Source organism: Streptomyces sp. NPDC031670 (assembly GCF_055580545.1).
On sequence record NZ_JBVILC010000008.1, the window covers coordinates 225,277 to 250,690 of the forward strand.

The following is a 25,414-nucleotide window of genomic DNA, read 5'->3' on the forward strand; positions in this document are numbered from 1 at the left end:
CGTCACCCGGATGAACCGCACTACTCGGCTCTACGCACTGGTGGAGGAGTTGCGCGCGGCGGCGCCGCGACCACGGACGGTCGCGGCGCTCGCCGCGCGGTTCGAGGTGAGCGCCCGCACGGTCCAGCGCGACCTGCAGGCCCTGATGGAGACCGGCGTCCCGGTACGCACCACCCCCGGGCGCGGCGGTGGCTGGTCGATCGACCCGCACCTGACCCTGCCCCCGATCCACTTCACCGCCGACGAGGCCTCGGCCCTGACCACCGCGCTCGCCACGGCCGGCGCCCACGCGCCGTACGCCGACGCGGCCCGCACAGCGGCGCAGAAGATCGCGGCCTCGATGACCGGCCCCGCCACTGCGGCAGCCCACCATCTCGCGGCGCGGATCGTCGCGCTGCCCGCGCGGGCCGACTCCACGGTCCGTACCGCGGTGGAGCAGGCCCTCACCACCCATACCGTGCTGCGGCTGACCTACATCGACGCGGCGGGGCGCGAGAGCGAACGCGCGGTGGAGCCGGCCGGGCTGCTCACCGCCAGCGGTTGGTGGTACCTCATCGCCTGGTGCCGCAGCCGACAGGCCGGCCGGGGCTTCCGTCTCGACCGCATCACAGCGGCGACTCCCACCGCGGAACGGGCGGGGATCCACGACCTGACCGAGCTCCTGCGCGGCTCGGCCGCCGCCGACGCGGTGCGACCCGCCCCACTGGCAGCATTGACGCTCCCGCTGTGAGCCCCGATGCGGGGACCCGGAGGGGTCAGCGGACCTCGATGGTGACGTACGAGATGTTCTGCCGGTACGGCGCCGCGCACGAGGCCTTCGAGTTCTGGTACCACTGCACCCACGCGCCGTAGAACGTGTACCTGTCGCCGTTGACACCATCCAGGCACGTGATCACCACCCGCTGCTGACCAGGCCCGTAGTGGCAGGTGGAACTGGCGGTGGCATGGTCCAACTTGGTGAACTGGCAACCGTGCGGAGCGGCGCTCGCCGGAGTGGCCAGCGCGACGGGCACCGCGACAGCCGCACTGGCCAGTAGCAGCGGCGCGGTGAGGAGCGAGGTCATTTTCCCGCGGCGACGCATGACGGTCCCCCTTCGACGGTTCTCCTCAGAATGGTTCTCCTCAGCGTGAGGGATACCGCTGCGTATGAGAAGAGAGCGGCCGGATGAGGCGAGATGGCGCCCTCATGGCGCAAAATAGCCTGCCACGGCGAGCACACACTGACGCTGTGCAACACCACGATCAGCCGGTGTGCGCTCTGTCGCCGTGCGCGCAAGGCGCCCAGTGTGCTTCAGCGAGCAGCATCGCGACCAGCACCAGAACCAGGGCGAACAGCTCGGCCAGCGCGGAGAGTTGGGTCCCCAGCGGGATCGTCGCGAGGGCGATCGTGGCTCCGGCCGCCCGGAAACGCAGGGGCGGGATGTGCAGCACCGCGCGGAAGGCGACGTTTCCCGCGAGGAAGAGCGCCACACCGCCCGCCAACGCGGTGGCCGGGGCGGTCGGCAGATGGTCCGGGAGGTGCCCGATGGACTTCTTCACCCCGGCCGCGAGCACCGCGACGCCGAGCAGCATCGGTACGAAGCAGTAGTAGTACGCGAGCATCGTCACCCGGAACCTGGCCGGCCCGGACACCGCCCGCAGCGCCTCCTCGGCGGCCTCCTCGTCGCGGATGAAGTAGGTCCACCACAGCGCGGTGGCCAGGGCGAGGGCGAGGGCCGCGCCGCCGAACAGGCCCCAGTCCAGCGGGACGTCGCCGGAGCCGACACCGATGGCGATCACGGACTCGCCGAACGCGACGATGAGGAGCAGCCCGTGACGCTCCACGAAGTGCGCCGGGTCGAGTGCGCCGACGCGGCCCGTCACCGGGACGCGCTCGCCGTCGACATCGGTGGTGACGCGGCTGGAGAGGACGGGGGTGATGGCCTGCAGAACCAGCGCGGCCACCCAGAGGGCCTCGGCGGCCCGGCCGCTCACGGTGCCCGCCGCCGTGACGCACAGCGCGGCGAGGACGTTGGTGAGAGCGAAACTGAGGACCTGCCGCCCGTGCAGCAGGGCGTACAGGGCGCCGTGGACCACGGTGACCAGGAGATAGCCGAGGCCGAAGGCGACCCCGTCCGTGGTGAACACCCGGGGGATGGCCAGGGCGCAGGTGAGGAAGCCGCACATACCGAGGATCAGCGGGATGCGGCGGGCGTTGGTCTCGGGCGGCACCTGGTTGGTGAGGTAGGCGTAGGCGCCGTACATCCAGAACAGGACGGCGAAGATCAACAGGACCCGGCCGGCCTGGGCGAAGGTCAGGTCATGGGTGAGCAGCACGGTCAGCTGTGTGATCGTGAAGACGAAGACGAGGTCGAAGAAGAGCTCCAGGGTGGAGACCCGGCGCCCCGCGGCGCTCTCGGTCGCCCCGGCCGGGCCGACGACGGCAGACATACGTTTCCCCCAACAGGCATGTCGTTCCCATGTGCGGCGACACACTAGCCGAGCGGATCAAGGCGACCCCGGCCCGTCTCAACTCCATAGCCGCGGTGGGCCGCCAGAGGCACTTCTCGTCTGAGGATGAGGGTCCTTGGCCGACGATCCCCGCACGGGCCCGCCTCGCTCGGGCCGCCGCGACACGGTCCGGTACGACCCGAACCGTCGCAGCCGGCAGCCCCGGCACCAGCGCCGCCAGACTGAACGTCGAGAAAAGTCCGCCCCCCTCCCCCATCCGCTTGCTCCACCAGGTATCTTGCATCGCATGGAACCAGGTGATTCGACCAAGCAGGCCCGGGCAGCCGCCCAGCTGCGCAAAGGCGTCCTGGAGTACTGCGTACTCGCGCTGATGCGCGACCGCCCGCGCTACGGCGTGGAACTCCTCCACGCCCTGGAGGACTCCGGTGCCCTGGCCACCAGCCAGGGCACCGTCTACCCGCTGCTCTCCCGGCTCCGCCGCGACGACCTGGTCACCACGACCTGGCAGGAATCCGCCTCCGGCCCACCCCGCCGCTACTACGCGCTCACCGACAGCGGGCGGGCCGCACTCGATGAGTTCACCCGCATCTGGCCCGGCTTCCGCAACGCCGTCGACGCCTTCCTGACCACTCCCCACACCCCCCACGCCTCCCCCGGAGACCCCGTATGAAGACCTCGGCCGACCCCATACGCCACTACCTCGCCGCCGTCGAGCGCGAGGCCTCCGCGCTCCCCGCCGACCGCCGCCAGGAACTCCTCGCCGACCTCGCCGAACACATCGAGGTGACGCGCGCCGAACGCCCCGACACCCCGATCGGGCAGATCCTCGGCGAGCTGGGAGACCCCCGCACCATCGCGGCGACGGCGTTGGCCGAGGCGGGGAACGGTGCCACCGGCGCCCCGGCCGGCAGCGGCGCCGTCGCATCCGCCCGGCGCGGCAAGGTGCACCCCCTGGTCCCCCTCCTGATGCTCACCCTCCCCTTCCTGGTCGCCGCGGCCCTCCCCGATGTCCCCGCAGCACAGGTCTGCAGCACCCTGTTCCGCGTCGTCGGCGCGGTGCTGCTCTGCACCTCGGTCCACTGGACCTCTGTCCAGAAGACCACCGGCGTCCTGCTCACCGCCGTCCTGCCGACCGCCGCCATCACCATCTGGGCTTCCGCCGACTTCACCACCTCGGACGGCACCCCGGCCCTGCTCGCCAACCTGGCCATGCTGATCGTGCTCGCGGGCACGGCCGTGTGGCTCTGGCGAGTCCGGCGCGCCTGAGAGGCCGCTGCCGGTCGGCGGGTCCGTGACGGGCGCCGGGGGCTCCTCGCGGCACGCGGTACGCGGTACACGAGAACCGTTCAGTGGCTGGTCAGTTCACCACTCGGTTGCGCTCACTCGCGCGGTGACGGGGCCGCATCCGGCCCCGCCCGGGCGGCAACCCGCGGAGCCGGTCGCCGTCCCGCCCGGCTAGATCGGCTGAGCCGCCCGTAGGAGATCCTGCGGGAGGTAGGGCGATTCGACGCGGATGTTCCAGCCGCGACGGCGGGCGTGGCAGGCCAGGGCGAGGATGTCGAGGTTGACCGCGGCATTCGGATCGTCCGCGCGGTCGGCGACCTGGTAGTAGTCGCGGTGGGCTTCGAGCGCGTCGGCCAGGGCCAGGTTGAAGCTCTCCTCGTCCCCCTCCACCAGCTGCGACAGCAGTACGGCGGGCGGCATGGCGAAGCCCCAGTCCACGGCCTTCTCCTCCTGCCGCAGGGCCCGCTCCGCCGCCGGTTCGGGATCGGTGCCCTTCAGGTAGGCGTGGAGGGCTTCGTGGTACGCGGCGAAGGCCGAGCGGTCCGCGCGGGCGAATGCGGGGCCGGTGAGAACCAGCGGAGCCAGGTCCTCGCGTACCCCGGTGATGAGGGCCAAGGCAGTGGCCGTCCCCCAGTTGCCGGCTCCGGCTTCCTCACCCCGCTGGGCCGGGTAGCGCAGTGTGCGGCCGTCGATGGTCACCTCGACCTCGGTGCCCGGCTCCGCCAGGGCGATGCGGAACAGGGCCGCACCCATCTGGGAGGCCAGCCGAAGGTTCGCGAGCTGGGCGTCCGTCACACCGCCGGGGTCCCCCGCGCGCCACTTGAAAAGGCGCTGCTGGTCACCCATGACGCTGCTGAGCCGCCAGACGGAGAGGGGTTTCCCATCGACGGGGGTGAGCGCCTCCCGCACGTGCTCCTCGTACATGGCCTCGATCTGCGGGTCCACCGTCCGGTCAAAGGCCGGTCGTTCGACCACCAGCGGGCCCGCGGCGAGCGCGGCCACCGCGTCCGGCCGCCGGTCCCGGCCGAACCCCGCCACCCTGGGGCCGCGACTCTCGAAGCCCGTGACCAGCGCGTGCGGCAGGTAGTCGGTACGGACCGCGGGCGACCAGCCCAGGGTCCGGTACGCGAGCGCGGCGAGCGCCAGGGGGACGAGCGGGAGAAGGGTGCGCGGGGAGGTCTTGGGGCCGTGCGGGGTGGCGTGCCTGGCCAGGAGGTCTGCCAGCGCGGCATCGAAGGCCTCCCGGTCCGCGGCGGCCAGGGCGCGCAACGCGCGCAGCGCCAGGCCGTCCGGCCGGTCGAGGAGGGGCTCGCCCAGTTCCTCGGCGCGGGTACGGACGCGGTCCAGGGCCGCGTCGACGGCGGCGAGCTTGGCCTGCGCGCTCGGCGGATACTCGTCGTCGTCGCCGGTGTCGTCCAGAACCACGGCCGTCAGCCCCGTGGCGAGCTCGCCGGTGGGTGTTCCCTGGGCCCGCGTGGCGAACTTCTCCCGCGCGAAGTGGAAGGCCTCGCCGTGCCACTTGGCCTTGTCCCTCAGCACAGAGAGACAGAGCGCGTCGATCCACTCCCCGGGTGTGACGCTCTCCGCGGGGCCGTCCTCATCCGCGTCGTAGCCCACGCCGAAGTTCACGTACTCCAGGAAGACCTGGAAGCTGCAGTGCGGGTGGTACGCCGCGTAGGCGACGGCGCCGACCGCGGCCTCGGCGGCGTCCTTGAGGGCGGCCTTGGCCTCCGCGCTGTCGAGACCGGGTGTCTCGACGGAGAGGGCGCCCAGGTAGTCGAGGAACTCCTCGGCGATCGACTGCCACTCGTAGGTGCTCATCCGGCCGGCCCGCGACATGGACCGCACCAGGCCCCCGATGCGGTTGGTGAAGTCCTCGCGCGCTGCCGACACGGCGGACGCGCCGACCTGGTGACGCTCTATTCGCACTGCCCTGCTCCCTGATCGAATCCCTGCGGACAGCTTAGGCGCGGGGACTGACAAGTCGGCCGTGGGCGACCGGCGCGGGGCGCGCGGTGGGATGTATGCCCGGCCCGTTCGTTCCCGGTGCGCCTGTGTAGGGTGCGGGTATCGACGGCGCGGTGCAGACCAATCGCGCCGTCTCGCAGCCAACTGGGGGGCCAGTTCATGAAGTTCGTCCAGCGGCGCGCGTTCCGGCGCGCCCTCGCCGCCACTGCCATCGCGGCGGCGATGACCACCACCGCGGGTACCGCCGTCGCGGCCGGAAACCCGTCCGACGGCGCTGCGCGACAGCAGGCCAGGGCCGAAGCCCAGCACCGTGCCCAGAGCCCTTCGAGGCTTTCGGCGCCGCGCGGCGCCGCGCGGGCGAGGGTGGAAACACCCACCTTCTCCATGACGGCCGTCGACAAGAAGACCGGCAACCTCTACCTGTACTTCGCGGACGGCGAGGGCGGCTTCAAGGCCCGCTACGACGTCGGTGTCGACTTCGGCTTCGCCGCGTTCGAGGCCCAGGTCGACAACGACAAGGACGGTAACGGCGAAAGCACCTGGCACGTCGAGAAGTCCGGCCGGCTGACGTACACGTACCACGCCTCGGAATGGGACGTGGAAACCAAGACCATTGGTGACGGCTGGCAGATCTACGACAAGGTCCTCTCGCCCGGCAACCTCGCCGGCGCCGGTGAGGCCGACATCATCGCCCGCGACAAGGACGGGGTGCTCTGGCTCTACCTCGGCTACCCCGACGGCCGGGTCACCGCGCGCACGAGGATCGGCGGCGGCTGGGGCCAGTACACCGAGATCGCCGGCCAGGGCGACCTGAACGGCGACGGCATCACCGACATCGTCGCCCGCGACAAGGACGGGGTGCTCTGGCTGTACAAGGGGAACGGTGACCGTACCGACCCGTTCGGCCAGCGCACGAAGATCGGCGGAGGCTGGAACGCCTACGACCGCATCCTCTCCATCGGCGACCTCGACCACGACGGCCGTACGGACCTGGTCGCCCGCGCCGGCAACGGCGACCTCTACCGCTACTCCGGCAACGGCGGCAGCGGCGACCCCTTCAACGACCGTGTCAAGATCGGCTGGGGTTTCGGTATCTACGACCTCCTCTGAACCGATCTCCCTGTGACGCGGTGCCGCCGGGTGGCAGTCCCCCGGCGGCACCGCTGCTCTGTGCCCGCCCGGTCCTCGGACCGGTCCGGACAGCCGGTCGCGGGTGCGCGCCGTATTTGCGGGAACCGTTGAGATGACATACGGACATCGAACGGAGACACCGCCCCATGACGTACGACGGAAGTGAAGCACCCGCCGCTCTGCTGCCCCTGCTGCGTACATCCGTAGAGCGGTTGCACGCCTCGGTGGCGACCCTGACGGACGGTGACGTACGGGCTCCCTCGCTGCTGCCCGGATGGACCCGCGCGCACGTGCTCACCCACATCGCCCGCAGCGCGGACTCACGCACCCGTCTGCTGACCGCCGCTCGCACGGGCGAGGACCTGCCCCAGTACCGCGACGAGGCGCAGCGGGAGCGGGAGATCCAGGAGGGCTCCGAACGACCCGCCGCTGTACTGGCCGAGGACTTGCGCGGTGCGCTCGGTGGATTCCTGACGGCCGCCGGTGAACACCCGGCCGACGCTTGGGACGTGCCGGTGCGTTGGCTGGGCGGGGGAAGGCGCCCGGTGCGCGGTGCGGTCGGGAGCATGCTGCGTGAGGTGGAGGTGCACCACGTCGACCTGGCGCATGGATACAGGCCCGCGGACTGGCCCCCGTTCTTCGTCGCCCGGGAACTGGCGACGACAGCGGCCGGACTGCGGAAGCGTGACGATTTTCCCGGCATGGTCGTGAGCGCCGACGAGGACCGGGTGGTGCGTCCGGTCGGTGCCGGGGAGGGTCCACGGGTGTCCGGGCCGGCGGCGGAGCTCCTGGCCTGGCTCACGGGCCGCACGGAAGGGCACGGACTTTCGGTCGATCCGGCCGGTGCGCTGCCGGAACTCCCCGCCTGGCGAAGCTGACCGGTGCGTACGTCGGTCAGGACCGGGATACGGGTTGCGCGAAGTTGGCTGCGGCGATGACGGACGGTGCTCCGGGTCGGTTCACCGCCACGTCGCCCGCCCCTCCAGCACCCAGCGACGTCACACGGTTGCCGTCGGACGCCCGAACCAGCGCGTGAGGGACCGGCGCAACTCCTGCGCGGCCTCCGCTACCGGCGTCGACGGCGCGGCGATCCACGCCGCGTGCCCGTCCGGACGGACGAGGACCGCGGGGGCCCGCTCCATGTCCCGGGAGTGGGTACGGGCGGGGGTGACCCGGTCCGCCCACGGACGGGCGGCGGTGGAGAGGGCGTGCCTGCCTGCCGCGCCGGTGAGCAGCAGGGCGCCCCCGGTTGTGCGGGCCAGCAGCGCCGTGAGGGTGTCCTCGCCGTGCCGGCCCAGCGCGATATCCGGCACCATCCGTCCCGCCCAGGGGTGGCCGGGGTCGGTGGAGGTGGCGTAACGGGTGCCGACGCCGGTGATCGTTTCGGCCAACGGCCCGGCCGTGTCCTGGGACTCGGCCAGCTCGCAGAGCAGATCCCGGACGGGCGCCAGAGTGTCGGCGCCCCCGTCCGTCCCCGAGAGCACCGTCTGCGCGCGGGTGGTGCGGAGCAGCCGCTCACCGGCCGCGTGGCGCTCGTCGTGGTAGGTGTCGAGCAGGGTGTCCGGCGCCTGTCCACGCGCTACCAGGGCGAGCTTCCAGCCCAGGTTGACGGCGTCGTCGATCGCCGCGTTGACGCCGATGGCGCCGGCCGGGGGGTGGATGTGCGCGGCGTCCCCGGCGAGGAGTACCCGGCCCGCTCGGAGGCGTTCGGCGAGCCGTGCCCCGTCACCGAAGCGGGTCAGCCACAGCGCCTCGGCGATCTCGGCGCGGCAGCCCAACGCGGCGTCGATCGCGCGCTGGAAGGTTTCGAGCCGTACCGCCTCGTGCGGGTCCCCGGGCGGTGCCGGGTCGGCGGTGACCAGACGTACGTAACCGGGGCGCGGGATCGCGAACACCGAGCGGCCGTCGGGCCCGGTGTTGGGGCCGAACGAGACGGCCGACGGGTCGGCGAGCACCACGTCACCGAGCAGGGTGAACTTGCGTGCGGGCGTTCCGGGGAAAGCGATCCCGGCCGCCTTCCGTACCGTGCTGCGGCCCCCGTCACAGCCGACCAGCCAGCGGCAGCGCACGGTGGACGGGCCGTCCACACCGTCCACTTCGGCCGTCACGCCGTCTCGGTCCTGCCGCAGCGCGGTGAGGCTCCGCCCGCGCGCGATGCGCGTTCCTGATTCCACGGCCCACTCGGCGAGCAGTTCCTCCACACGTGTCTGGGGGATGCCGAGCACGTAGGGTGTTTCGTGCGCATGGCGGTGAGGTCGAGGCGGGTAGCACCGACGAACGTGGTCGTGGACACGGTCGGTCCCTCGGCGAGGAAGCGGGCGGCGAGGCCCCGGCGGTCGAGCAGTTCCAGGCTCCGGGCGTTGAGGTTGAACCCCCGGCAGAACCCCGGCGGTTCGGGCTCCCGTTCCAGGACCAGGGCCCGGACACCGGCGCGTCCCAGCTCCGCGCCGAGCGTCAGTCCTGCGGGCCCCGCGCCGGCTATCAGGACGTCGACGGCCTCCCCCCGGGCCTCGATCCCGTCCCTCGATACGGTGTCATTCATTGTCGTGCCCCTCCGGCCATGTCAGCGTCCCGCGCTCGATCTCGTCGGCGGTGTGCTCGACCCAGGCCAGCTCGGCGTGTGCCAGGGCGGCGGCGTACTCGGCCTCGATGACGAACAGGCGGGGCGCGTGGTGCTCCTCGCGGGCCACGCGGTAGGCCTCGGCGCCCTGCGCGATCCGCTCCCGCAGCGCGGCGGCCCGCGCGCGTAGCGCCGCGGCGGCGCGGACGCGGCCCAGCGCGCCGAGGTACCCGACGGCGGACAGGAACCGCGGGTACTCGGGCGAGGGCTCCCGGATCAGCTCGTCCAGCCAGTCGGTGAAGCCGTCCCGCCCGGCGGGGGTGTGGCGGTAGACCGTGCGGGCCGGGCGGTTGCCGACCTGCTCGGTGCCCTCCGCCTCGATCCACCTGTCCCGTGTGAGCGCGCGGACGGTGTCGTACAGCGATCCGGTCGTCAGCTTGAACGCGCGCTCCATGCCGCGCTCGCGGAGCGCGCGGGCCATCGCGTGGGGATGCATCGGCCGCTCCAGCAGCAGCCCGAGTACCGCGAGGGCGAGCGTGTTCGCGGGGCGCTTCGGTGGCTTCTGTCCGGGGCCGGGGTGGTGACGGGTGCTCATGGAGCTCCAGTACGTCGATGTCGTGAGCTATGAGGTGGCGACGAGGCGATTACTCGGATCCGAGTATATGGGCGTGAGCATGCCGGGCTCAACGGTGGGGCTGATTGGAGCCGATACGGGGACGGTGTTCGCCGTAGTCTCTTCCAGCCGCAGGCGAACCACCGGCCGCTGCCGTGTCGCGCCAGGGGCCCGAGGGCGGTCGACGGGACTCGGAACGACCCGTACGGCCGAGCGATGCGCTCACTCGATCGTGAATTCCGCCGCTCTCCCGCCCCGGGCACCGCGATGCTCGGGAGGACGGCACATGACCCATGCCGTCCGAATATGCCGCGGACTGGCTGGAGACACGGAATGACGCATGGAGCGGAACGACGCGAAGGCCTGGACGGGCGGGCGGTGCTGCTGGCGGCCGGGCTGGCGGATCTGGCGGTGAGCACCCTCGGTACCGCCCTGGGGACGGTCCGGGGGCTGCTGCGCCGCTCGGACGCCGCGGAGGTGGCGGCCGAGGCCGAGCACGACCTCGTCGCACGTGGACGTCTGGTCCTGGACCGCTACGCGTCCGTGCCGCCCGCCTACCTTGAGGTCCTCGCCCGCCACGTCCTGGCCCGGAAGAGCGTCGATGGCCTCTGACCAGTGGGGTCCGGCGACGTTCAAGGCCCGCGTCGACGACGTACTGCATGAGTTCGTCGCGCGGGAGGCCGATGAGTTCACCGCCATCGATCCCACTCTCGCGCCGGTCGCCCGGCAGTTGGAGGCCGCGGTCGCGGAGGGCAAACGGCTGCGGGCGGCATTCTGCTACTGGGGGTGGCGCGCGGTGGGGCAGCCGGACAGCGACGCGCTGGTACGGGCGGCGGCCTCCATGGAGCTGGTGCACGCCGCCGCGGTCGTGCACGACGACCTCATCGACGACAGCCCGCTGCGGCACGGGCGCCCCACGGTGCACACGGCTCTGCGCGGTGCCGTGACGCTGCGCCCGGGCACGGACACCGACATGGACGTGGATGCGGACGTGGATGCCACCGCGCGGTCGCTGGCCATGCTGGTCGGAGACCTGCTGATGTCCCTGGCCGGCCAGCTGTTCGCCACCTGCGGCCTGCCGGGCGCGTATCTCGCCCGGGCCCGCCCGCTGTGGTCGGTGATGGCCCGGGAACTGATCGCGGGCGAATGCCTGGAGCTGCTGCGTACCGGAGACCGGCCCGACACCACGGTGTCCCTGAAGGTGATCCGCTACAAGACCGCCAAGTACACCGTCGAGCAGCCCCTGTTGATCGGCGGCGCCCTCGCCGGGGCGGGCACCAGGCTGCGCGAGGGCTACTCCACGTACGGGCTGCCCCTGGGCGAGGCCTTCCAGCTGCGGGACGACCTGCTCGGCCTGTTCGGTGACCCGGAAAGGACCGGCAAGGCCAACGCCGACGACGTGCGCGGCCAACGGCCCACGGCTCTTCTGGCCGAGACCTGGCGCCTCGCCGACGACACCGAACGGGAAGTGCTGCGGGCCCTGTTGGGCCGGGACGACCTGGACGGACAGGACCTGGACGCGGTCCGTGAGGTCATGCACCGGCTGGGAGCACCGGAGCAGATCGAGAACATGATCGGCGCCCGCGTGGAGGAGGCGCTCGACGCACTGCACGAGCTGGACGTACCGGCCCACGCGGTCAACGCCCTGACCGCGCTGGCGCATTCGGCGGCGGTCCGGCTGTCCTGACCGACTCGGCCCGGCCGCCGAGGCGCAGCAACCGACACCTGTTCCTCTCAGCGCACTCGCCGGGGCCCGCCCCCTCCCCCCCTCTCCGTCGTCGATGCCCCCTGTGGAAGAAGGAACCCCGCCATGATCTATACCGAGGCATCCATGTCCGCCCTCCGGCAGGCGGGTGACGAGCTCGCCGACGCCACCGTCGCGACGCTCTTCGAGCGCGGAGAGGTGGGCAAGTACAACACCCTGATGCGCTACGTCTCCACCGTCGGCGCTCCCCTCCCCGAGGGCCTGCCCGACGTCGCGCGCGAGTACCTGGAGGCCACCCGAGCGGCGCCCACGTGGGTCGACTGGGGGGAGATGGAGCAGGCGCGGCTCTTCTTCATCGACAACAACGTGCACATCTCCACCGCGCTGTCCTTCGCCGCCATGCCCGCCTGCTACCTCGTCCCGCGCGTGGCGAAGCTGCTGGCGACCACGCACGGGCTGAAGTACCCGTCCAAGCGGATGGCGGAGACAGGGCAGTTCACCGTCTATCTGATGCAGCCCGACGCCTTCGAGGCAGGCAGCCGCTTCATCCCGGCCGCCCAGAAGGTCCGTCTGCTGCACGCCTCCATCCGCCACCACCTGGCACGCGAGAACCTCTGGGAGACCGAGACCCATGGGACGCCGATCTGCCAGGAGGACATGATCGGCGGGCAGTTGTTCTTCTCCCTGCTGGTACTGGACAGCCTGCACCGCCTCGGCATCCACATGTCGACGCAGGGCGCGGACGCGTACTACTACGCCTGGCGCGTCGTCGGCGCCATGCTCGGCGTCGACCAGGACGCCGTCCCCAAGACCCTCGAAGAGGCCCGCCAGTTCCTCGACCTGTACATGCTCCGGCACATGGGACCCTCACCGGAGGGCACCCTCCTGACCCGCCAGCTCATCGACCTCTACGAAGAGGTCGTGCCCGGCACGTTCTTCGACCCGATCGTCTCCGCCCTCATCCGCCACCTCATCGGCGACACCTGCGCGGACTGGCTGGAGGTGCCCCGCACTCGATGGGACACCGTCGTGAAGGCCGTTCCGCATCTCCTCGGCGTCCTGGAGACCATCGAGGACCGCTCCCCGCTCGGCGCCTGGGGCCTGGACCGCCTCGGCCACCTCACGTCCATTCTGGAGCTGTCCTCCCTCACCCGGGGACGCGTCATGCACTACGCCATCCCCGACACGTTGAAGAAGGAGTTCGACGTCTCCAACGAGGCACCCCGCCGTCACCGTTGGACACCACCGCCCGCGACGGTCTCCTGAGGGGCGGAAGCCCGGGGCGGGCGAGTCGCCGGGTGCCCGAGGGGCTGGGTGCCCGTGTGCCCGTGGCAGAGTTTTCCTCATGCGGATATCGAGATCCAGGTTCATGGTCACGGCCCTCTTGCTGAGCACGTCACTGACTCTGACCCTGACCGGCTGCGGTGCGGAGCACGCCGGAGCGACGGGGTCCGCCGCCACCCGCGCGGCTTCCCCCTCGCGTTCCCCGGTCGGCCCCGCGCCCGGAAACGTGGAGCCCGACTCCCACGGCGGCGCCCCGCACTACCGCGAGAACAACGGCTTCAAGTTCTCCAAGGAGATGTCAGCGGCCGGTGAGAAGGCCGCCCGCGCGGAGGCCGCCCGTATCGAGCCCGTCCTGAAACGACTCTGGACGGCCAAGGTGTGGGATCCCGAGCGGGTGCGCGCGGCGCTGCTCGAACTGGGCTACCGAAGCGCGGGGCCCAACGGAGAGCAGAAGCTCGGGAAGCTCACCGTGCGGCGGATGGACCCGCGCTTCGAGACCGACCACTACGTCACGCCCGCGGGCGCCCAGATCGCCCTGCGGATCCGCGAGGACGCCTGCGTCACCGCGTTCACGCAGCCGGCCGACTACCAGGTCTCCGTGAACGGTCTGTACCTGGAGACCGGCTGCTTCGAACCGCGCGGCGGCCACTGAGCGCCGGTCCCCCGGCTGTGTTCGGGGGTGCCCGGGCCAGGTCAGGCGGCGAGAAGGGAGTCGTCTGTCGGGCGGGCGCCGGGGAGCTGGTGGCGGGCGGCGATGAGGGCGGCGTCGATGTCGCGGGTGCCGGTCGCGATGCACAGGGTGTAGGCGACGTCGTTCATGCGCTGACGCGCGGCCTCCGTACCGTTGTCGGCGTGCAGGGCGCGCAGCGTCAGGTACTGCTCGACCAGGTTGTTCAGGACGGCCGGGTGCGCCATGAGCATGAGAGATGCCTCCTCGTCGCGGTATGGGGTGTACAGGCAACAGCCTTGTGCCCGCGGTCCCGCCCGTCATTCCCCTTCCGTACCGAAGAGATCGCGTTTCACTTCCCCAACGGCTCCATGGCACGATCCGCTCCGTAGTGCGCGCACCACGTCCGCCAGTGCGCGGAAGGCCCTTCGCGTTACGCGACGGGCGTGGCCAGGGCCACCGTGACCGGGCCTTCGCCATCGTGGTGGGTGGCCGACGAGGTCAGGGGTGCGTGGCCCGCGGCCGTCGCGGCCAGGACGTAGGGGCCGCCCTGGGGCACCGCCACCGCGTACCGGCCGCTCTCGTCGGTGCGGGCGGAGCCCGCCTGGCGGCCGTGGCGGTCTATCAGCGTGACCCGGGCGTGGGCGACGGGTGCCCCGGTCGCGCCGACGACGCGGCCGTGGAAGGCGGCCGGCGCTTCGGTGGCCCGCTCCAGTGCCGCGTCCTCCTCGCTGCTCGCCCGCAGCTGCGGCTTGGCGGCGGGACGGCCCTTGGGCAGGAAGGCGGCGAACACCAGGCCGCCGAGGACCGCGGCCGTCGCGATGAGGAAGGAGACGCGGAAGCCGTGCATGGTCGGGAGCGCGACCGGCCCGAAGTCCTTCGAGGTGTTGGCGAGCACCATGCCGATGACGGCGCTCGACACTGACGTACCGATCGAGCGCATCAGGGTGTTGAGACCGTTGGCCGCGCCCGTCTCGGACGGGTCTACCGCGCCGACGATGAGCGCGGGGAGCGAGGAGTAGGCGAGGCCGATGCCCGCGCCGACGACGACCGCGATGATGATGGTCTGCCAGGCCGCGTCCATCAGGCCGAGCCCGGCCCCGTACCCGACCGCGATAATCAGCATGCCGAGGATGAGGGTGGTCTTGGGGCCGTACTTGGCCGAGAGCCGGGCGTAGACCGGAGCGGTCAGCATCATCGTCAGGCCGAGCGGGGCGACGCACAGACCGGCGACGACCATCGACTGGCCGAGGCCGTAGCCGGTGGCCGACGGCAGCTGGAGCAGTTGCGGCAGGACCAGCGAGATGGCGTAGAAGGCGACGCCGACCATCATGGAGGCGAGGTTGGTGAGCAGCACCTCGCGCCGGGCGGTGGTGCGCAGGTTCACCAGCGGCGCCTTGACGCGCAGTTCCATCACGCCCCACAGGACGAGGACCAGGACCGCCGAGCCGAGCAGGCCGAGGGTGGTGGGCGAGCCCCATCCCCAGTCGCTGCCCTTGGTGATCGGGAGGAGCAGCAGGATCAGCCCGGCGGACAGGCCGAGCGCGCCGAGGACGTCGAAGGTGCCCTCCGCCTTGACCTTGCTCTCCGGGACGACGAGGAGGGTGAGCACGATGGCGACCACGCCGAGGCCGGCGGAGCCGAAGAACAGGCTGTGCCAGTCCGTGTGCTGGGCCACCAGGGCCGCGAGCGGCAGCGCGAGTCCGCCGCCGACGCCGATGGAGGAGCTCATGAGGGCCATCGCCGAGCCGAGCTTCTCGCGGGGCAGCTCGTCGCGCATCAGGCCTATGCCGAGCGGGATGGCTCCCATGGCGAAGCCCTGAAGGGCCCGGCCGACGATCATCACGAGGAGTTCGCTGGTGAAGCCGGCGATCAGCGAGCCGAAGACCATGATGGCGAGGCTGGTCAGGAGCATGCGGCGCTTGCCGTACAGGTCGCCGAGCCGGCCCATGATCGGGGTGGCCACGGCGCCGGCGAGCAGCGTCGAGGTCATCACCCAGGTGGCGTTGGAGGGTGAGGTGCTGAGCAGCTCCGGCAGGTCCTTGATGACGGGCACGAGCAGCGTCTGCATCACCGCGACGGTGATACCGGCGAAAGCGAGTACGGGGACGACACCGCGTATGCCGCGCTGCGCGGCCTGCTGGTCGGTCGTCGGCTGGGACATTGCGGAGGCCTCCGGGGCGGGACGAGGTCGGCGGCGGCGCCTGGGCTGCGTACGTGTGACTCGAACCCGTTTCCCCAGGCGACTATTCCGCTGCGCTCGGACGAATTCCGCGCGGTCCCGAATCTTGACCTCGATGGGAAGCGCTTGACCTTTTCATTGCCATGATCGGCGGACGGGAGCCGCCCCCCGCGCGGAACGGAGGCGCGGTCACCGCGCCGCCGTTCTCCCCGGCCGCGCTAATCCCGTCCGGTCCCCGCGTCCTGCGGCGCCGTCGCCGTGCGGCGCGAGAGAGCGGTGGAGACGAGGCCGAGGGCTGCGCCCGCCGCCAGCAGGACCAGACCGCGCAGCCACACCCCGCTCTCGATCCGGGTGGCCAGCAGGACGCAGGAGAGGGCTCCCAGGGCGGGGATCGCGGCCGGGGCGCGGAAGTGGTCCGGGTTGCCCGAGTCCTCGCGGCGGCGCAGGACCAGGACCGCGGTGTTGACCGTGAAGAACACCACCAGCAGCAGGAGCACCAGGGTCGCGGCCAGCGCCTCGATGTCGCCGGTGAGGGCGAGCAGCAGGGACAGCGCCGTCGTGGTGGCGATGGCTGCCCACGGGGTGCGGCGCCGGGGCAGTACCCGGGTGAGGAACGCCGGCAGGAGTCCTTCGCGCGCCATACCGAAGGCCAGACGGGAGCACATGATGCCGGTGAGCAGCGCTCCGTTGGCGACCGCGACCAGGGCGATGGCCGAGAAGAGCCACTCGGGCACGGCGCCGGCCGCACGGACGACTTCCAGGAGCGGGCCGTCCGAGCGGGCCAGTACGCCGGTGGGCACGGCGGCGGAGGCCGCCGCGCCGACGGCGGCGTAGACGAGCCCGGCCGTGCCGAGGGCGCCGAAGAGCGCTCGTGGATAGGCCCGGCGGGCATCGCGGGTCTCCTCGGCGACGTTCACGGACGTCTCGAAGCCCACGAAGGAGTAGTAGGCGAGCACGGCCCCGCTGAGCGCGGCGGACAGCGGGCCGCTGTCGGGTGTGCCGAGCTGCACCAGCCGTCCCGGGTCCCCCTCGCCGCGGACGACGACGAGCCACACGCCGAGCCCGATGACGAGCAGCAGACCGCTGGTCTCGATGAGGGTGGCGACCACGTTGGCGCGGGTGGACTCGCTGATGCCCCGCGCGTTGAGCAGGGCGAGGGCCGCCAGGAAGAGCACGGCGACCAGCGCCACGGGCAGATGCACGAACGCGGTGAGATAGGTGCCGCCGAAGCCCCGCGCCAGCGCGGCGACCGAGACGATGCCGGCTGCCAGCATGCAGAAGCCGGTGAAGAAGCCGGTGAACGGACCGTAGGCGAGCGTCGCGTAGTACGAGGCGCCACCCGCCCGGGGGTATCTCGTGGCCAGCTCGGCGTACGAGGCCGCCGTCAGCAGCGCGAGGGCGAGGGCCACGGCCAGCGGGACCCACACCGCGCCGCCGGCCTTCGCCGCCACCTGCCCGATGAGCACATAGACACCCGCTCCCAGGACGTCGCCCAGGATGAAGAAGTACAGCAGGCGTGTCCCGAGGACCCGCTTGAACGGGGCCTCGGACGCACCGGCCGACGGTTGTTCTGTCTGCGTGGTCACGTCTGTGCTCGGGCTTTCTGCTGGCGTCGGGAGGGACCCGGGAGACGGGTCACGAGCCTGGACGGCACCGCGGGTCTCGGCGGGCCGGGGCTGCCTTGCCGTATGACCGCGAAGGTCCGCGGCCAAACCCGGGCAGTGGTCCCGGGCCGCCGGGTCCCCGAGGGTGTACGCGCGTCACCCGTCCGGCCCGGTTCATATCCACCCCCGCCGCGCCGCGATCACCCCCGCCTGGAAGCGGTTGGCCGCGCCCAGCTCCTCGTGGAGGCGGCTGATCCGGCGCCGCATCGTCCGGACCGACCAGCCCAGCTGGCGGGCGATCGCCTCGTCCTTGAGGCCGCCCACCAGCAAGGTGAGCATCTGGCGGTCCTCCTCGCTGAGGGGGTCCTCGGCGGGCGCGTCCAGCGGGGTGGCCGTGCGCCAGCACAGCTCCCAGTAGTCGATCAGTCCGTCCAGTAGGGCGGAGGGGCGGATGACGGCCGCGCGCACCTCGCTCGTGAAGTCGAGGGAGAGCGGCATGAGGGCGAGGCGCCGGTCCGCGATGGCCAGTTTGATCCGCAGGCCGGGCAGGACGCGGGCCTGCTCGCCATGGGTCACCAGCTCGCGGATGTCACCCAGCACGCCGGGCCACTCCAGCGCCTCCGGGGCGTACACGGCGCGGTAGCGGACCCCGCGGGTGAGGGCCGTCGCCTCGACGGGGTTGGAGGTGGTGAGGGCGTACGGCGGCCGGTCCAGCGTGATGACCTCCTCGCGCGCCTCCTGCTGCAGTTGTACGAACCAGCGGCCCAACGCCTCACCGCCGGTGATGACTTCCACCTGTTCGGAGCCGCCCTGCTGGGCGGTGGTGAACAGACGGGACAGCTCGCCGGCGGCGGCACGGACGCCGTCGAGGTCGGCGGTACGGGAGCGGACCAGGGACTCCAGGGCCGCGCCGGGCTCAATGGCCGCGTAGCGGCGGCGCGTTCCGGCGAGCCGGCCCACCAGGCCGTTCTGGCGCAGCCGGTCCAGGGCGCGGGCCACCCGCTCGGTGGAGCAGAACAGGTCGGCCGCCAGCTCGGCGGGAGCGGCGGTGTGGCGGACCAGGATCGCCCGGTAGACGCTCTCGTCGAACGGGTCGATCCCGGCCGCGGTCAGCTGCGGCATGGTCAGGATCCTGGCCCGTATGTGCCAGGGGCAGCAATGGGCCAGGCCAAATCGTTGTCTGGACCACAGGATTCCGATTACTTGGTCTGGCATGACCCCTCGAAGATCTCTCACCGCCGCACTCGCGGTCGCCGTACTCGGCGGACTGCTGACCGCGGTACCGCAGTCCGCCACGGCGGACCCCCACCAGGATCCGGAGCGGCGCGTCATCGTCACGCTGTCCGGAGCAGCCGCCGCGGCCGGGAAGGGCGTTCTGCGCGCCGCCGACGCCCGGGCGGTCGGCACGGACCGGGCCGCCGTCGCCGGCCGGCAGAAGTCGTTCCTCGACCGGGCCAAGGGCGCCGGAGTGCACGCCGGTTCGCCGCGGGCGCTCAGTCTGCTGCTCAACGCGGTCGCCGTGACAGTGAAGGCCTCCGAGGTCACCGCGCTGAAGCGGCTGCCGGGCGTGGTGTCCGTGGTGCCCGACACCAAGATGCGCGTGCTCACCGACGCGAGCGTGCCGCTGATCAACGCCCCGCAGGTGTGGCGCCGCAAGGACCCGGCGGGCAACAGCGCCGACGGCAAGGGTGTGACCGTCGCCGTCCTGGACAGCGGGGTCGACTACAGCCATCCCGACCTCGGGGGCGGTTTCGGCGAGGGCCACAAGGTCGTCGGCGGCTACGACTTCGCCAACGGCGACACCGATCCGATGGACGACAACGGCCATGGCACGCATGTCGCCGGCATCATCGCGGGCCGGGCCGCCGAGAAGGGCGGCGTGACCGGTGTGGCGCCGGGCGCGAGCATCCTGGCGTACAAGGTCATGGACGACGCGGGCGAGGGCTACACCTCCGACATCGTGGCCGGCATCGAGGCCGCGATCGACCCGGCCAACCCGCACCGCGCCGATGTCATCAACATGAGCCTCGGCGGTTACGGGGACGGCACCGATCCCCTCGGAGCGGCGGCAACGGCCGCCACCCGGGCGGGTGTTGTGGTCGTCGCGTCGGCCGGCAACGAGGGGCCGAGGAGGGGGACGGTGAGCACCCCGGCCGCCGCCGACGGTGTCATCGCGGTCGGCGCCTCCGTCAGCGGGCTGCGCATACCGAGCGCCGCCTACCGGGGCGGCGAGAAGATCCAGGCGTACCGCGGGCTGGTCTCCGCCAACCCGCCCGTGAAGCCGGTCACCACCGCCCTCGTCGATGTCGGGCGGGGCAGCGCGGAGGACTGGGAGCGCGCCGGGGACGTCAAGGGCAAGGCCGTCCGTGTCGACATGCTGGTGGCCCAGTCCTCGCAGGACCTGTACATGACCGAGATCGAGATGGCCCGGGAGGCCGAGCGCCGCGGCGCGGTCGCCCTCATCGGCGGACCGTCCGGGGGCGGCGGCCCGGTGTTCGCCGCCCAGGACGCGCAGCCGCAGGACCAGCCCGGCCGGCCCCAGGTCCCCTCCCCCGACGGAACGATTCCGCTCGCCGCCCGGACCTCCCTCAAGGACTCCGGCGACTCGCTGCGCATGGACACCATCGTCATGCTCGGCATCGACTCCACCCAGTACGCCGAGCTCGGCCGCCGCCTGGCGAAGGGCAAGGTCGAGGTGACGGTCAGCGGCACGGACGCCACCGACACGGTCGCCTCGTTCTCCTCGCGCGGTCCCGACCTGGGTTGGGGCCTGAAGCCGGACCTCGTCGCACCGGGCTACGACATCCGCTCCACCATCCCCACGTCCCTGTACGCGCCCGGCTACTACCGCATGTCCGGTACGTCCATGGCGGCACCGCACGTCGCGGGCGCCGCCGCCCTGCTGCGCCAGCTCCACCCGGGCGAGACCCCGGCGCGGATCACCTCCGAACTGGTGGGCTCCGCCAAGCAGCTGGGGGACTACGGGACGACCACCGTCGGCTCCGGCCGGCTCGACGTCGCCGCTGCCGCCACCACGGCCGACACCGGCATCACCACCACCCCGGCCACCCTCTCCTTCGGCCTCGCCGACCTCGCCCGGCCCACGGTGGGCGGCAGCGAGAAGCTCACCGTCACCAACTCCGGCACCGAGCTCCGCACGGTCCGGCTGAGGGCGAGCGGCCGGGCGAGGATCAGCCCGGAGACCCTGCGCATCCCGGCGGGCGCCTCCGCGACGGCGACAGTGACCCTGCGGGCCGACCGCCCGGACGGCGAAGCCGAGATCACCGGTACGGTCACCGTCACCCCCGAGCACGGCGCCGCCCTGCGCGTCCCGTACCTCCTCGTCGTACGGAAACTGTTCCTCCAGGCCGGGCCCGACCCGAGCGACGGCACGTCCACTGCCGTCGTCCTCACCCCCGCCCCCCTCGCGAAGCCGCCGGTCGTGACCGTCACCCCGCCGCACGGCAGGCCCTACACCGTCACCACGAGGCTCCGCAGCGAGAACGTCTACCAGGCGGAGATCACCGGCCGCGGCGAGGGCGCCCATCTGGTGTCCGCCGAAGGCCGCACCACCGACGGCAGGACACTCACCAGCAACCGCGACGGCTTCGACGTCACTCCCCGGGACAGCCGCACCTCACGCTGGCAGCCCGTCGGCCCCAACTCCGAGAGCGGCGACATCACCACCGCGCCGAGCGCCCCCGGCACCGCCGTCCTCACCCAGTACAACAAGGCCGGCCCCTGGTCCACCGAGGACAACGGCGCGACCTGGAAGCAGCACACCAGGCTGCCGCTGGGTGACGCGGCGGGCCGGGCCTTCACCGTCATCGACCCGCACGACCCCAAGCGCTGGTGGTACGCGGCCAACAGCGCGTCCGGCATTCCCCGCACGGGCTCGATCCTGCGCACCGAGGACGGCGGGCGCACCTGGCGGACACTCGACACCCCCGACGCGCGCGTCATCGGCTTCCTCACCGACGAGTCGGGCCGCACGCTCCTGGCCGTCACCGCCACCGATCTGCTGATCAGCCGGGACGGCGGCGACACCTGGACCACCGAACCCCTCGGCGTCCCCGTCGACCACGTCTACGACGTGGCGATCGGCGGTGACAGCCTCTACTTCTCGGCGGGCAAGTCGCTGTGGAAGCGCGACGGGCTGACGTCCGGCACCCTCGGCAAGGCCACCAAGGTGTACGAGCCCACCGGCAACCGGGTCTCCGTCGACGTCGTCGCGGACAGCCGGGTCGTGGCCATGTACGAGGTGGGGTCCGGCATCGTCGGCTCCTTCGACGGCGGCCGGACCTGGGCCACGCTGGACAACCACGGAATCGGCGGTACGGGCCTCACCCTCACCGGCGGCGACCTGTACGCCGGTTACGGCAAGGACATCCGCGTCGGCCGCGACCACGGCCGCCGTTGGAGCACCATCCCGGCCGCCAACCCCGCCTCCACGACCTCCGACTTCACCCGCTGGGCGGACGGCTCACTGACCGTCTCCGCGGACGCGGCCGGTGTCTACCGGGGCACGGCGGACGGCAAGGACTACCGGCGCATCGGCGTCCAGGGCGGCACCGTCAACGCCCTTGCCCTCAGCGGCGGCCATCTGCTCGCGGCCGGCCCGCAGGGCACGCACCGCTCACGGCTTCCGGTCTCCGGTGCCGAGTGGGGCACCACCGGCGGCGAGGGCAGGCTCGGCGTCACGACCCGGCTGTTGCAGGCCTCCGCCAAGGACTCCCGGATCGTATGGCGGGTGCGCACCGGCGCCTGGGGCGACTTCCATCTGGAGCGCAGCGGCGACGCGGGTGCCACCTGGCAGCAGAAGGGCGAGAGCAACGGCACGGTGTTCGCCCTGGCGGTGCACCCCGCCGACCCCGACCGCGTGTACGTCTCGTACGCGAACCTCCTGGGCAAGGGCCTGTTCTCCACCGAGGACGGCGGCGCCAACTGGAAGAACCTCCTCCATGACGAAACGTACTTCACCGCCGTGGCGGGCGACCCGACGAACCCGGACCGGCTGTGGCTCGGCACCCCCGACGGCCTCTACCGCTCCGACAACGGCGGCGACGACATCACCAGGGTCGCCGACGGCCGGGTGAACACCATCGAGTTCACCGGCTCGAAGATGCTGACCGGCGGCGACGCCATCAAGGTCTCGACGGACGGGGGCAGGACCTTCCGTACCGGCGACACCGGCAAGCTGCCGCTGCGGGTCGGCGACATCCTGGAGGTGGGCGGCACCCTCTACGCGGCCGGCACCAGCTCCTGGGACAGCGCTCTGCCCCGGGGTGGCCGAGGCGTGCTGCGCTCCAGGGACGGTGGCCGCAGCTGGCAGAACATCTCCACCGGTCTGCAGAACCTCGACGCCACGAGCCTGGCGGCCTCCGGCGGGTGGCTGTACGTGGGCACGGTGCAGGGAGGGGTGCACCGCCTGAAGCTCTGACCGGACAGGTGTGCAGGACGTGGTGGGCCGCCCGGGCCGGGCGGCCCACCACGGTCCGCTCTCAGCCGCCCGGACCATCAGTACGGGGTGGTGTTCGCCACCCGGCCCCGGAAGGCACGCCGGTAGGCGTGGGGTGTGGTGTCGAGGGAGCGTACGAACTGGTGCCGCAGGGCGGCCCCGTTGGCGAATCCCGTACGGGCGGCGACCACCTCCACCGTCTCGTCGGTGCTCTCCAGCAGCCGCTGGGCGCCCAGTACCCGCTGAGCCAGCAGCCAGCGGTAGGGGGTGGTGCCCGTCTCGGTCCGGAAGCGGCGGGCGAAGGTGCGCGGTGACATGCTTGCCCGTGCCGCCAGTTGGTCGACGCTGATCTCCTGGTCGAGATTCCTCTCGGCCCAGACCAGCACCTCGCGTATACCGTCCTCCCCGTATCGGGCGACCGGCCGCTCGACGTACTGGGCCTGTCCGCCCTCCCGGTGCGGGGGCACCACCATCCGCCGCGCGATGGCGTTGGCGACCTCGCTGCCCTGGAGTCTGCGTACCAGATGGAGGCAGGCGTCGATCCCGGCGGAGGTGCCCGCCGAGGTGAGGACCGGGTCCTCGTCGACGTAGAGCACGCCCGGCTCGACGTGGGCCCGGGGGTAGCGCCGGGCTAGCGCGTCGGCGTAGCGCCAGTGTGTGGTGCAGCGCCGTCCGTCGAGCAGCCCCGCGGCGCCCAGGACGAACGCGCCGACGCAGACGCTCAGCACCCGGGCCCCGCGGGCGACCGCCCGGCGCAGGGCTTCCAGGAGAGCGGGCGGGAAGTCCCGGGTGTGGAAGTCGTCTCCCACCGGGATGGCGATGAGGTCGGCCTCCTCCAGGCGGTCGAGCCCGTGGGGCGTACTGATGGTGAATCCGGGCACGGCCCGCACCGATGGCGATTCCGCGGCGACGAGCGCGAAGTCGTACGCGGGCAGGCCCTCCTCCTGGCGGTCGATCCCGAACACTTCGCAGATGACACCCAGTTCGAAGGGGTGCACGTCCTCCAGCAGGACCGCGGCTACGTTCTTCAGCATGGGACCCAATGTGCAGGAGTACGCGGCGTTCTGACAGCCCCGGCCCGATCGCATGACCACGAGTGTGTGGGCGCTGCCCTGGGCGTTGGGCCGGGTGGCAGTAATTCGCTGTTGCCCGTCAGTGCTGCCACTGTCGCCGCTCCAACGCCTTCCGCACAGTGGGGTGCATGGCACAGAACAACGCGACGACAGCGTCGGACGGAACCGGACAACAGCACGCGGGGGTGCGGCAGGTATGGCGCGAGTCCCCGGCCGCGGTGAAGTCCCTGCTGGTCGGGACCATGGTCAACCGGCTCGGGGGTTTCGTCCAGGTCTTCATGGTGCTGTACCTGACGCATCGCGGTTTCTCCGACACCCAGGCGGGCGCCGCGCTCGGTGTGTACGGCGCGGGAGCCGTGCTCGGGACGCTGGTCGGGGGGTGGATGTCCGACCTGCTGGGACCCCGGCTGACGATCACGTCCACGTTGCTGGGCTCGGCCGTGCTGCTCCCGTGTGTTCTCCATCTGGACGACTACTGGACCATCCTCGCGTTCATCGCCGTCAGCGGGGCCGCCGCAATGGCGTACCAGCCCGCCTCCACCAGCATGATCAGTCAACTCACCCCGCCCGACCGCCATGTCATGGTCTTCGCGATCGGCCGACTGGCGATCAACCTCGGCACGACGGCCGCCCCGCTGCTGGGCGCGGCGCTCGTCAAGGTCTCCTGGGACTTCCTGTTCTGGGGCGAGGCACTGACCGTGACGGTCTTCTCCGCGGTCGCCGCAGCCACCCTGCCGCGGCGCGGGGAACCAGGTACGACGGGGCCGGCGGATGGCGAGGGCGCGCGGGACGGGCAGACGGGAGCGTCCACGGGGTCGTATCTGACGGTACTGGCCGACCGCCGGTATCTGCTGTTCCTGCTGGCGATGTTCACCAGTTCCGTCATCTACGTCCAGCACATCTCGACCCTGCCGCTGACCGTGCGGCACCTCGGCATGGGCATCGAGGTCTATGCGGCGATGGTCGCGCTCAACGGCCTTCTCGTCATCACCTGTGAACTCCTGGTCGCCAAGGTGGTGCAGCGTCGGCCGATACGGACGGCCGTGATCACGGGTGTGCTGCTGACCGGCGTCGGAATGAGTCTCTACGCCCTGCCGTGGGGGCTCGCGGCCCTGGTGATCGCCACCCTCGTCTGGTCGCTCGGCGAGATCATCGGCTATCCGTCCCTGTTCTTCGCCTATCCCGCGCAGGCGGGCCCGGCCCGGCTGCGGGGACGCTATCTGGGTGCCTCCAACGCCTTGTACGGGCTGGGCAGTTCGATCGGCCCGTTCGTCGGAGTGATGCTCTGGAACCGCTTCGAGGAGGGGCTGTGGCTCGGTTGCGGGGTGGTGGGCGTCCTCGCCGCCGCCGCCGCGTGGGGCGGGGTGCGCCCGGCCGGGACGGGGACGGCCCATACCGAAAGCGGCCTCGGAGGTTAGGCCGCCGGCGCGGGGT

General features: G+C 71.9%; 21 protein-coding genes and 1 pseudogene. 11 read left to right on the forward strand and 11 right to left on the reverse strand.

Annotated features, from left to right (window positions below):
* Positions 1–10 precede the first annotated feature (10 nt).
* Positions 11–730: a helix-turn-helix transcriptional regulator gene (locus ACZ5ID_RS17655; protein WP_468898422.1), complete on the forward strand. Its 720-nt coding sequence runs from the start codon at positions 11–13 to the stop codon at positions 728–730.
* Positions 731–755: 25 nt separating this feature from the next.
* Here the strand turns inward: ACZ5ID_RS17655 and ACZ5ID_RS17660 are convergent, their stop codons facing one another.
* Positions 756–1,064, reverse strand: coding sequence for a hypothetical protein (locus ACZ5ID_RS17660; protein ID WP_468898425.1), 309 nt, complete (start codon positions 1,062–1,064; stop codon positions 756–758).
* Positions 1,065–1,242: 178 nt separating this feature from the next.
* On the reverse strand, positions 1,243–2,430 hold the full coding sequence (locus ACZ5ID_RS17665) for a low temperature requirement protein A (protein WP_468898427.1): 1,188 nt from the start codon (positions 2,428–2,430) through the stop codon (positions 1,243–1,245).
* 307 nt (positions 2,431–2,737) lie between these two features.
* Here ACZ5ID_RS17665 and ACZ5ID_RS17670 point away from each other — a divergent pair, with 307 nt between their 5' ends.
* Both ACZ5ID_RS17670 and ACZ5ID_RS17675 read left to right on the forward strand, forming a co-directional pair.
* Positions 2,738–3,121 (forward strand): PadR family transcriptional regulator, encoded by a 384-nt coding sequence (locus ACZ5ID_RS17670; RefSeq protein ID WP_468898430.1) that lies wholly within the window; start codon positions 2,738–2,740, stop codon positions 3,119–3,121.
* Positions 3,118–3,717: an HAAS signaling domain-containing protein gene (locus ACZ5ID_RS17675; RefSeq protein WP_468898433.1), complete on the forward strand. Its 600-nt coding sequence runs from the start codon at positions 3,118–3,120 to the stop codon at positions 3,715–3,717. Before ACZ5ID_RS17670 ends, ACZ5ID_RS17675 begins: the two co-directional genes overlap by 4 nt.
* Before the next feature lie 189 nt (positions 3,718–3,906).
* Here the strand turns inward: ACZ5ID_RS17675 and ACZ5ID_RS17680 are convergent, their stop codons facing one another.
* Entirely contained in the window at positions 3,907–5,664 is a 1,758-nt protein-coding gene (locus ACZ5ID_RS17680) for an immunity 49 family protein (RefSeq protein WP_468898436.1), read from the reverse strand.
* Positions 5,665–5,862: 198 nt separating this feature from the next.
* Here ACZ5ID_RS17680 and ACZ5ID_RS17685 point away from each other — a divergent pair, with 198 nt between their 5' ends.
* Together ACZ5ID_RS17685 and ACZ5ID_RS17690 are read left to right on the forward strand one after the other, a co-directional pair.
* On the forward strand, positions 5,863–6,813 hold the full coding sequence (locus ACZ5ID_RS17685) for an FG-GAP repeat domain-containing protein (RefSeq protein ID WP_468898438.1): 951 nt from the start codon (positions 5,863–5,865) through the stop codon (positions 6,811–6,813).
* A 167-nt stretch (positions 6,814–6,980) separates the two neighbouring features.
* The gene (locus ACZ5ID_RS17690; protein ID WP_468898441.1) at positions 6,981–7,712 is read left to right on the forward strand and encodes a maleylpyruvate isomerase family mycothiol-dependent enzyme; all 732 of its coding nucleotides are present in this window, start codon (positions 6,981–6,983) and stop codon (positions 7,710–7,712) included.
* Positions 7,713–7,832: 120 nt separating this feature from the next.
* On the opposite strand, the gene ACZ5ID_RS17695 is transcribed toward ACZ5ID_RS17690, so the two are convergent.
* The 3 genes and pseudogenes from ACZ5ID_RS17695 to ACZ5ID_RS17705 all read right to left on the reverse strand — a co-directional run bounded on the left by ACZ5ID_RS17695 (position 7,833) and on the right by ACZ5ID_RS17705 (position 9,989).
* Positions 7,833–8,150 (reverse strand): aromatic-ring hydroxylase C-terminal domain-containing protein, encoded by a 318-nt coding sequence (locus tag ACZ5ID_RS17695; protein ID WP_468898717.1) that lies wholly within the window; start codon positions 8,148–8,150, stop codon positions 7,833–7,835.
* A 243-nt stretch (positions 8,151–8,393) separates the two neighbouring features.
* Positions 8,394–9,376: pseudogene (locus ACZ5ID_RS17700) on the reverse strand (FAD-dependent monooxygenase); the annotation flags it as partial.
* Positions 9,369–9,989, reverse strand: a complete 621-nt coding sequence (locus ACZ5ID_RS17705; RefSeq protein WP_468898444.1) for a PadR family transcriptional regulator — start codon at positions 9,987–9,989, stop codon at positions 9,369–9,371. The gene ACZ5ID_RS17705 and the pseudogene ACZ5ID_RS17700, both read right to left, overlap by 8 nt.
* A gap of 351 nt (positions 9,990–10,340) precedes the next feature.
* Between ACZ5ID_RS17705 and ACZ5ID_RS17710 the strand changes: the two genes are divergently transcribed.
* The 4 genes from ACZ5ID_RS17710 to ACZ5ID_RS17725 all read left to right on the forward strand — a co-directional run bounded on the left by ACZ5ID_RS17710 (position 10,341) and on the right by ACZ5ID_RS17725 (position 13,648).
* Positions 10,341–10,619 (forward strand): polyprenyl synthetase, encoded by a 279-nt coding sequence (locus ACZ5ID_RS17710; protein WP_406553168.1) that lies wholly within the window; start codon positions 10,341–10,343, stop codon positions 10,617–10,619.
* Positions 10,609–11,694, forward strand: coding sequence for a polyprenyl synthetase family protein (locus tag ACZ5ID_RS17715; RefSeq protein ID WP_468898448.1), 1,086 nt, complete (start codon positions 10,609–10,611; stop codon positions 11,692–11,694). Before ACZ5ID_RS17710 ends, ACZ5ID_RS17715 begins: the two co-directional genes overlap by 11 nt.
* A gap of 123 nt (positions 11,695–11,817) precedes the next feature.
* The gene (locus ACZ5ID_RS17720) at positions 11,818–12,978 is read left to right on the forward strand and encodes an oxygenase MpaB family protein (RefSeq protein ID WP_468898450.1); all 1,161 of its coding nucleotides are present in this window, start codon (positions 11,818–11,820) and stop codon (positions 12,976–12,978) included.
* Positions 12,979–13,057: 79 nt separating this feature from the next.
* Complete coding sequence (locus ACZ5ID_RS17725) at positions 13,058–13,648, forward strand: hypothetical protein (RefSeq protein WP_468898453.1); 591 nt, start codon at positions 13,058–13,060, stop codon at positions 13,646–13,648.
* Positions 13,649–13,689: 41 nt separating this feature from the next.
* Here ACZ5ID_RS17725 and ACZ5ID_RS17730 read toward each other — a convergent pair whose 3' ends face one another.
* The 4 genes from ACZ5ID_RS17730 to ACZ5ID_RS17745 form a co-directional block, all read right to left on the reverse strand.
* On the reverse strand, positions 13,690–13,917 hold the full coding sequence (locus ACZ5ID_RS17730) for a DUF5133 domain-containing protein (RefSeq protein WP_406553172.1): 228 nt from the start codon (positions 13,915–13,917) through the stop codon (positions 13,690–13,692).
* A 179-nt stretch (positions 13,918–14,096) separates the two neighbouring features.
* Complete coding sequence (locus ACZ5ID_RS17735; RefSeq protein ID WP_468898456.1) at positions 14,097–15,827, reverse strand: MFS transporter; 1,731 nt, start codon at positions 15,825–15,827, stop codon at positions 14,097–14,099.
* Between the two features lie 236 nt (positions 15,828–16,063).
* Positions 16,064–17,431, reverse strand: a complete 1,368-nt coding sequence (locus ACZ5ID_RS17740) for an APC family permease (RefSeq protein ID WP_468898458.1) — start codon at positions 17,429–17,431, stop codon at positions 16,064–16,066.
* A 192-nt stretch (positions 17,432–17,623) separates the two neighbouring features.
* Positions 17,624–18,571, reverse strand: coding sequence for a helix-turn-helix transcriptional regulator (locus ACZ5ID_RS17745; RefSeq protein ID WP_468898460.1), 948 nt, complete (start codon positions 18,569–18,571; stop codon positions 17,624–17,626).
* A 91-nt stretch (positions 18,572–18,662) separates the two neighbouring features.
* On the opposite strand from ACZ5ID_RS17745, the gene ACZ5ID_RS17750 reads away from it, so the two are divergent.
* Positions 18,663–22,889, forward strand: coding sequence for a S8 family serine peptidase (locus ACZ5ID_RS17750; RefSeq protein ID WP_468898463.1), 4,227 nt, complete (start codon positions 18,663–18,665; stop codon positions 22,887–22,889).
* Between the two features lie 77 nt (positions 22,890–22,966).
* On the opposite strand, the gene ACZ5ID_RS17755 is transcribed toward ACZ5ID_RS17750, so the two are convergent.
* On the reverse strand, positions 22,967–23,941 hold the full coding sequence (locus ACZ5ID_RS17755) for a GlxA family transcriptional regulator (RefSeq protein WP_468898466.1): 975 nt from the start codon (positions 23,939–23,941) through the stop codon (positions 22,967–22,969).
* Between the two features lie 167 nt (positions 23,942–24,108).
* Here ACZ5ID_RS17755 and ACZ5ID_RS17760 point away from each other — a divergent pair, with 167 nt between their 5' ends.
* The gene (locus ACZ5ID_RS17760; protein ID WP_468898469.1) at positions 24,109–25,398 is read left to right on the forward strand and encodes an MFS transporter; all 1,290 of its coding nucleotides are present in this window, start codon (positions 24,109–24,111) and stop codon (positions 25,396–25,398) included.
* The last annotated feature ends 16 nt before the right edge of the window (positions 25,399–25,414 follow it).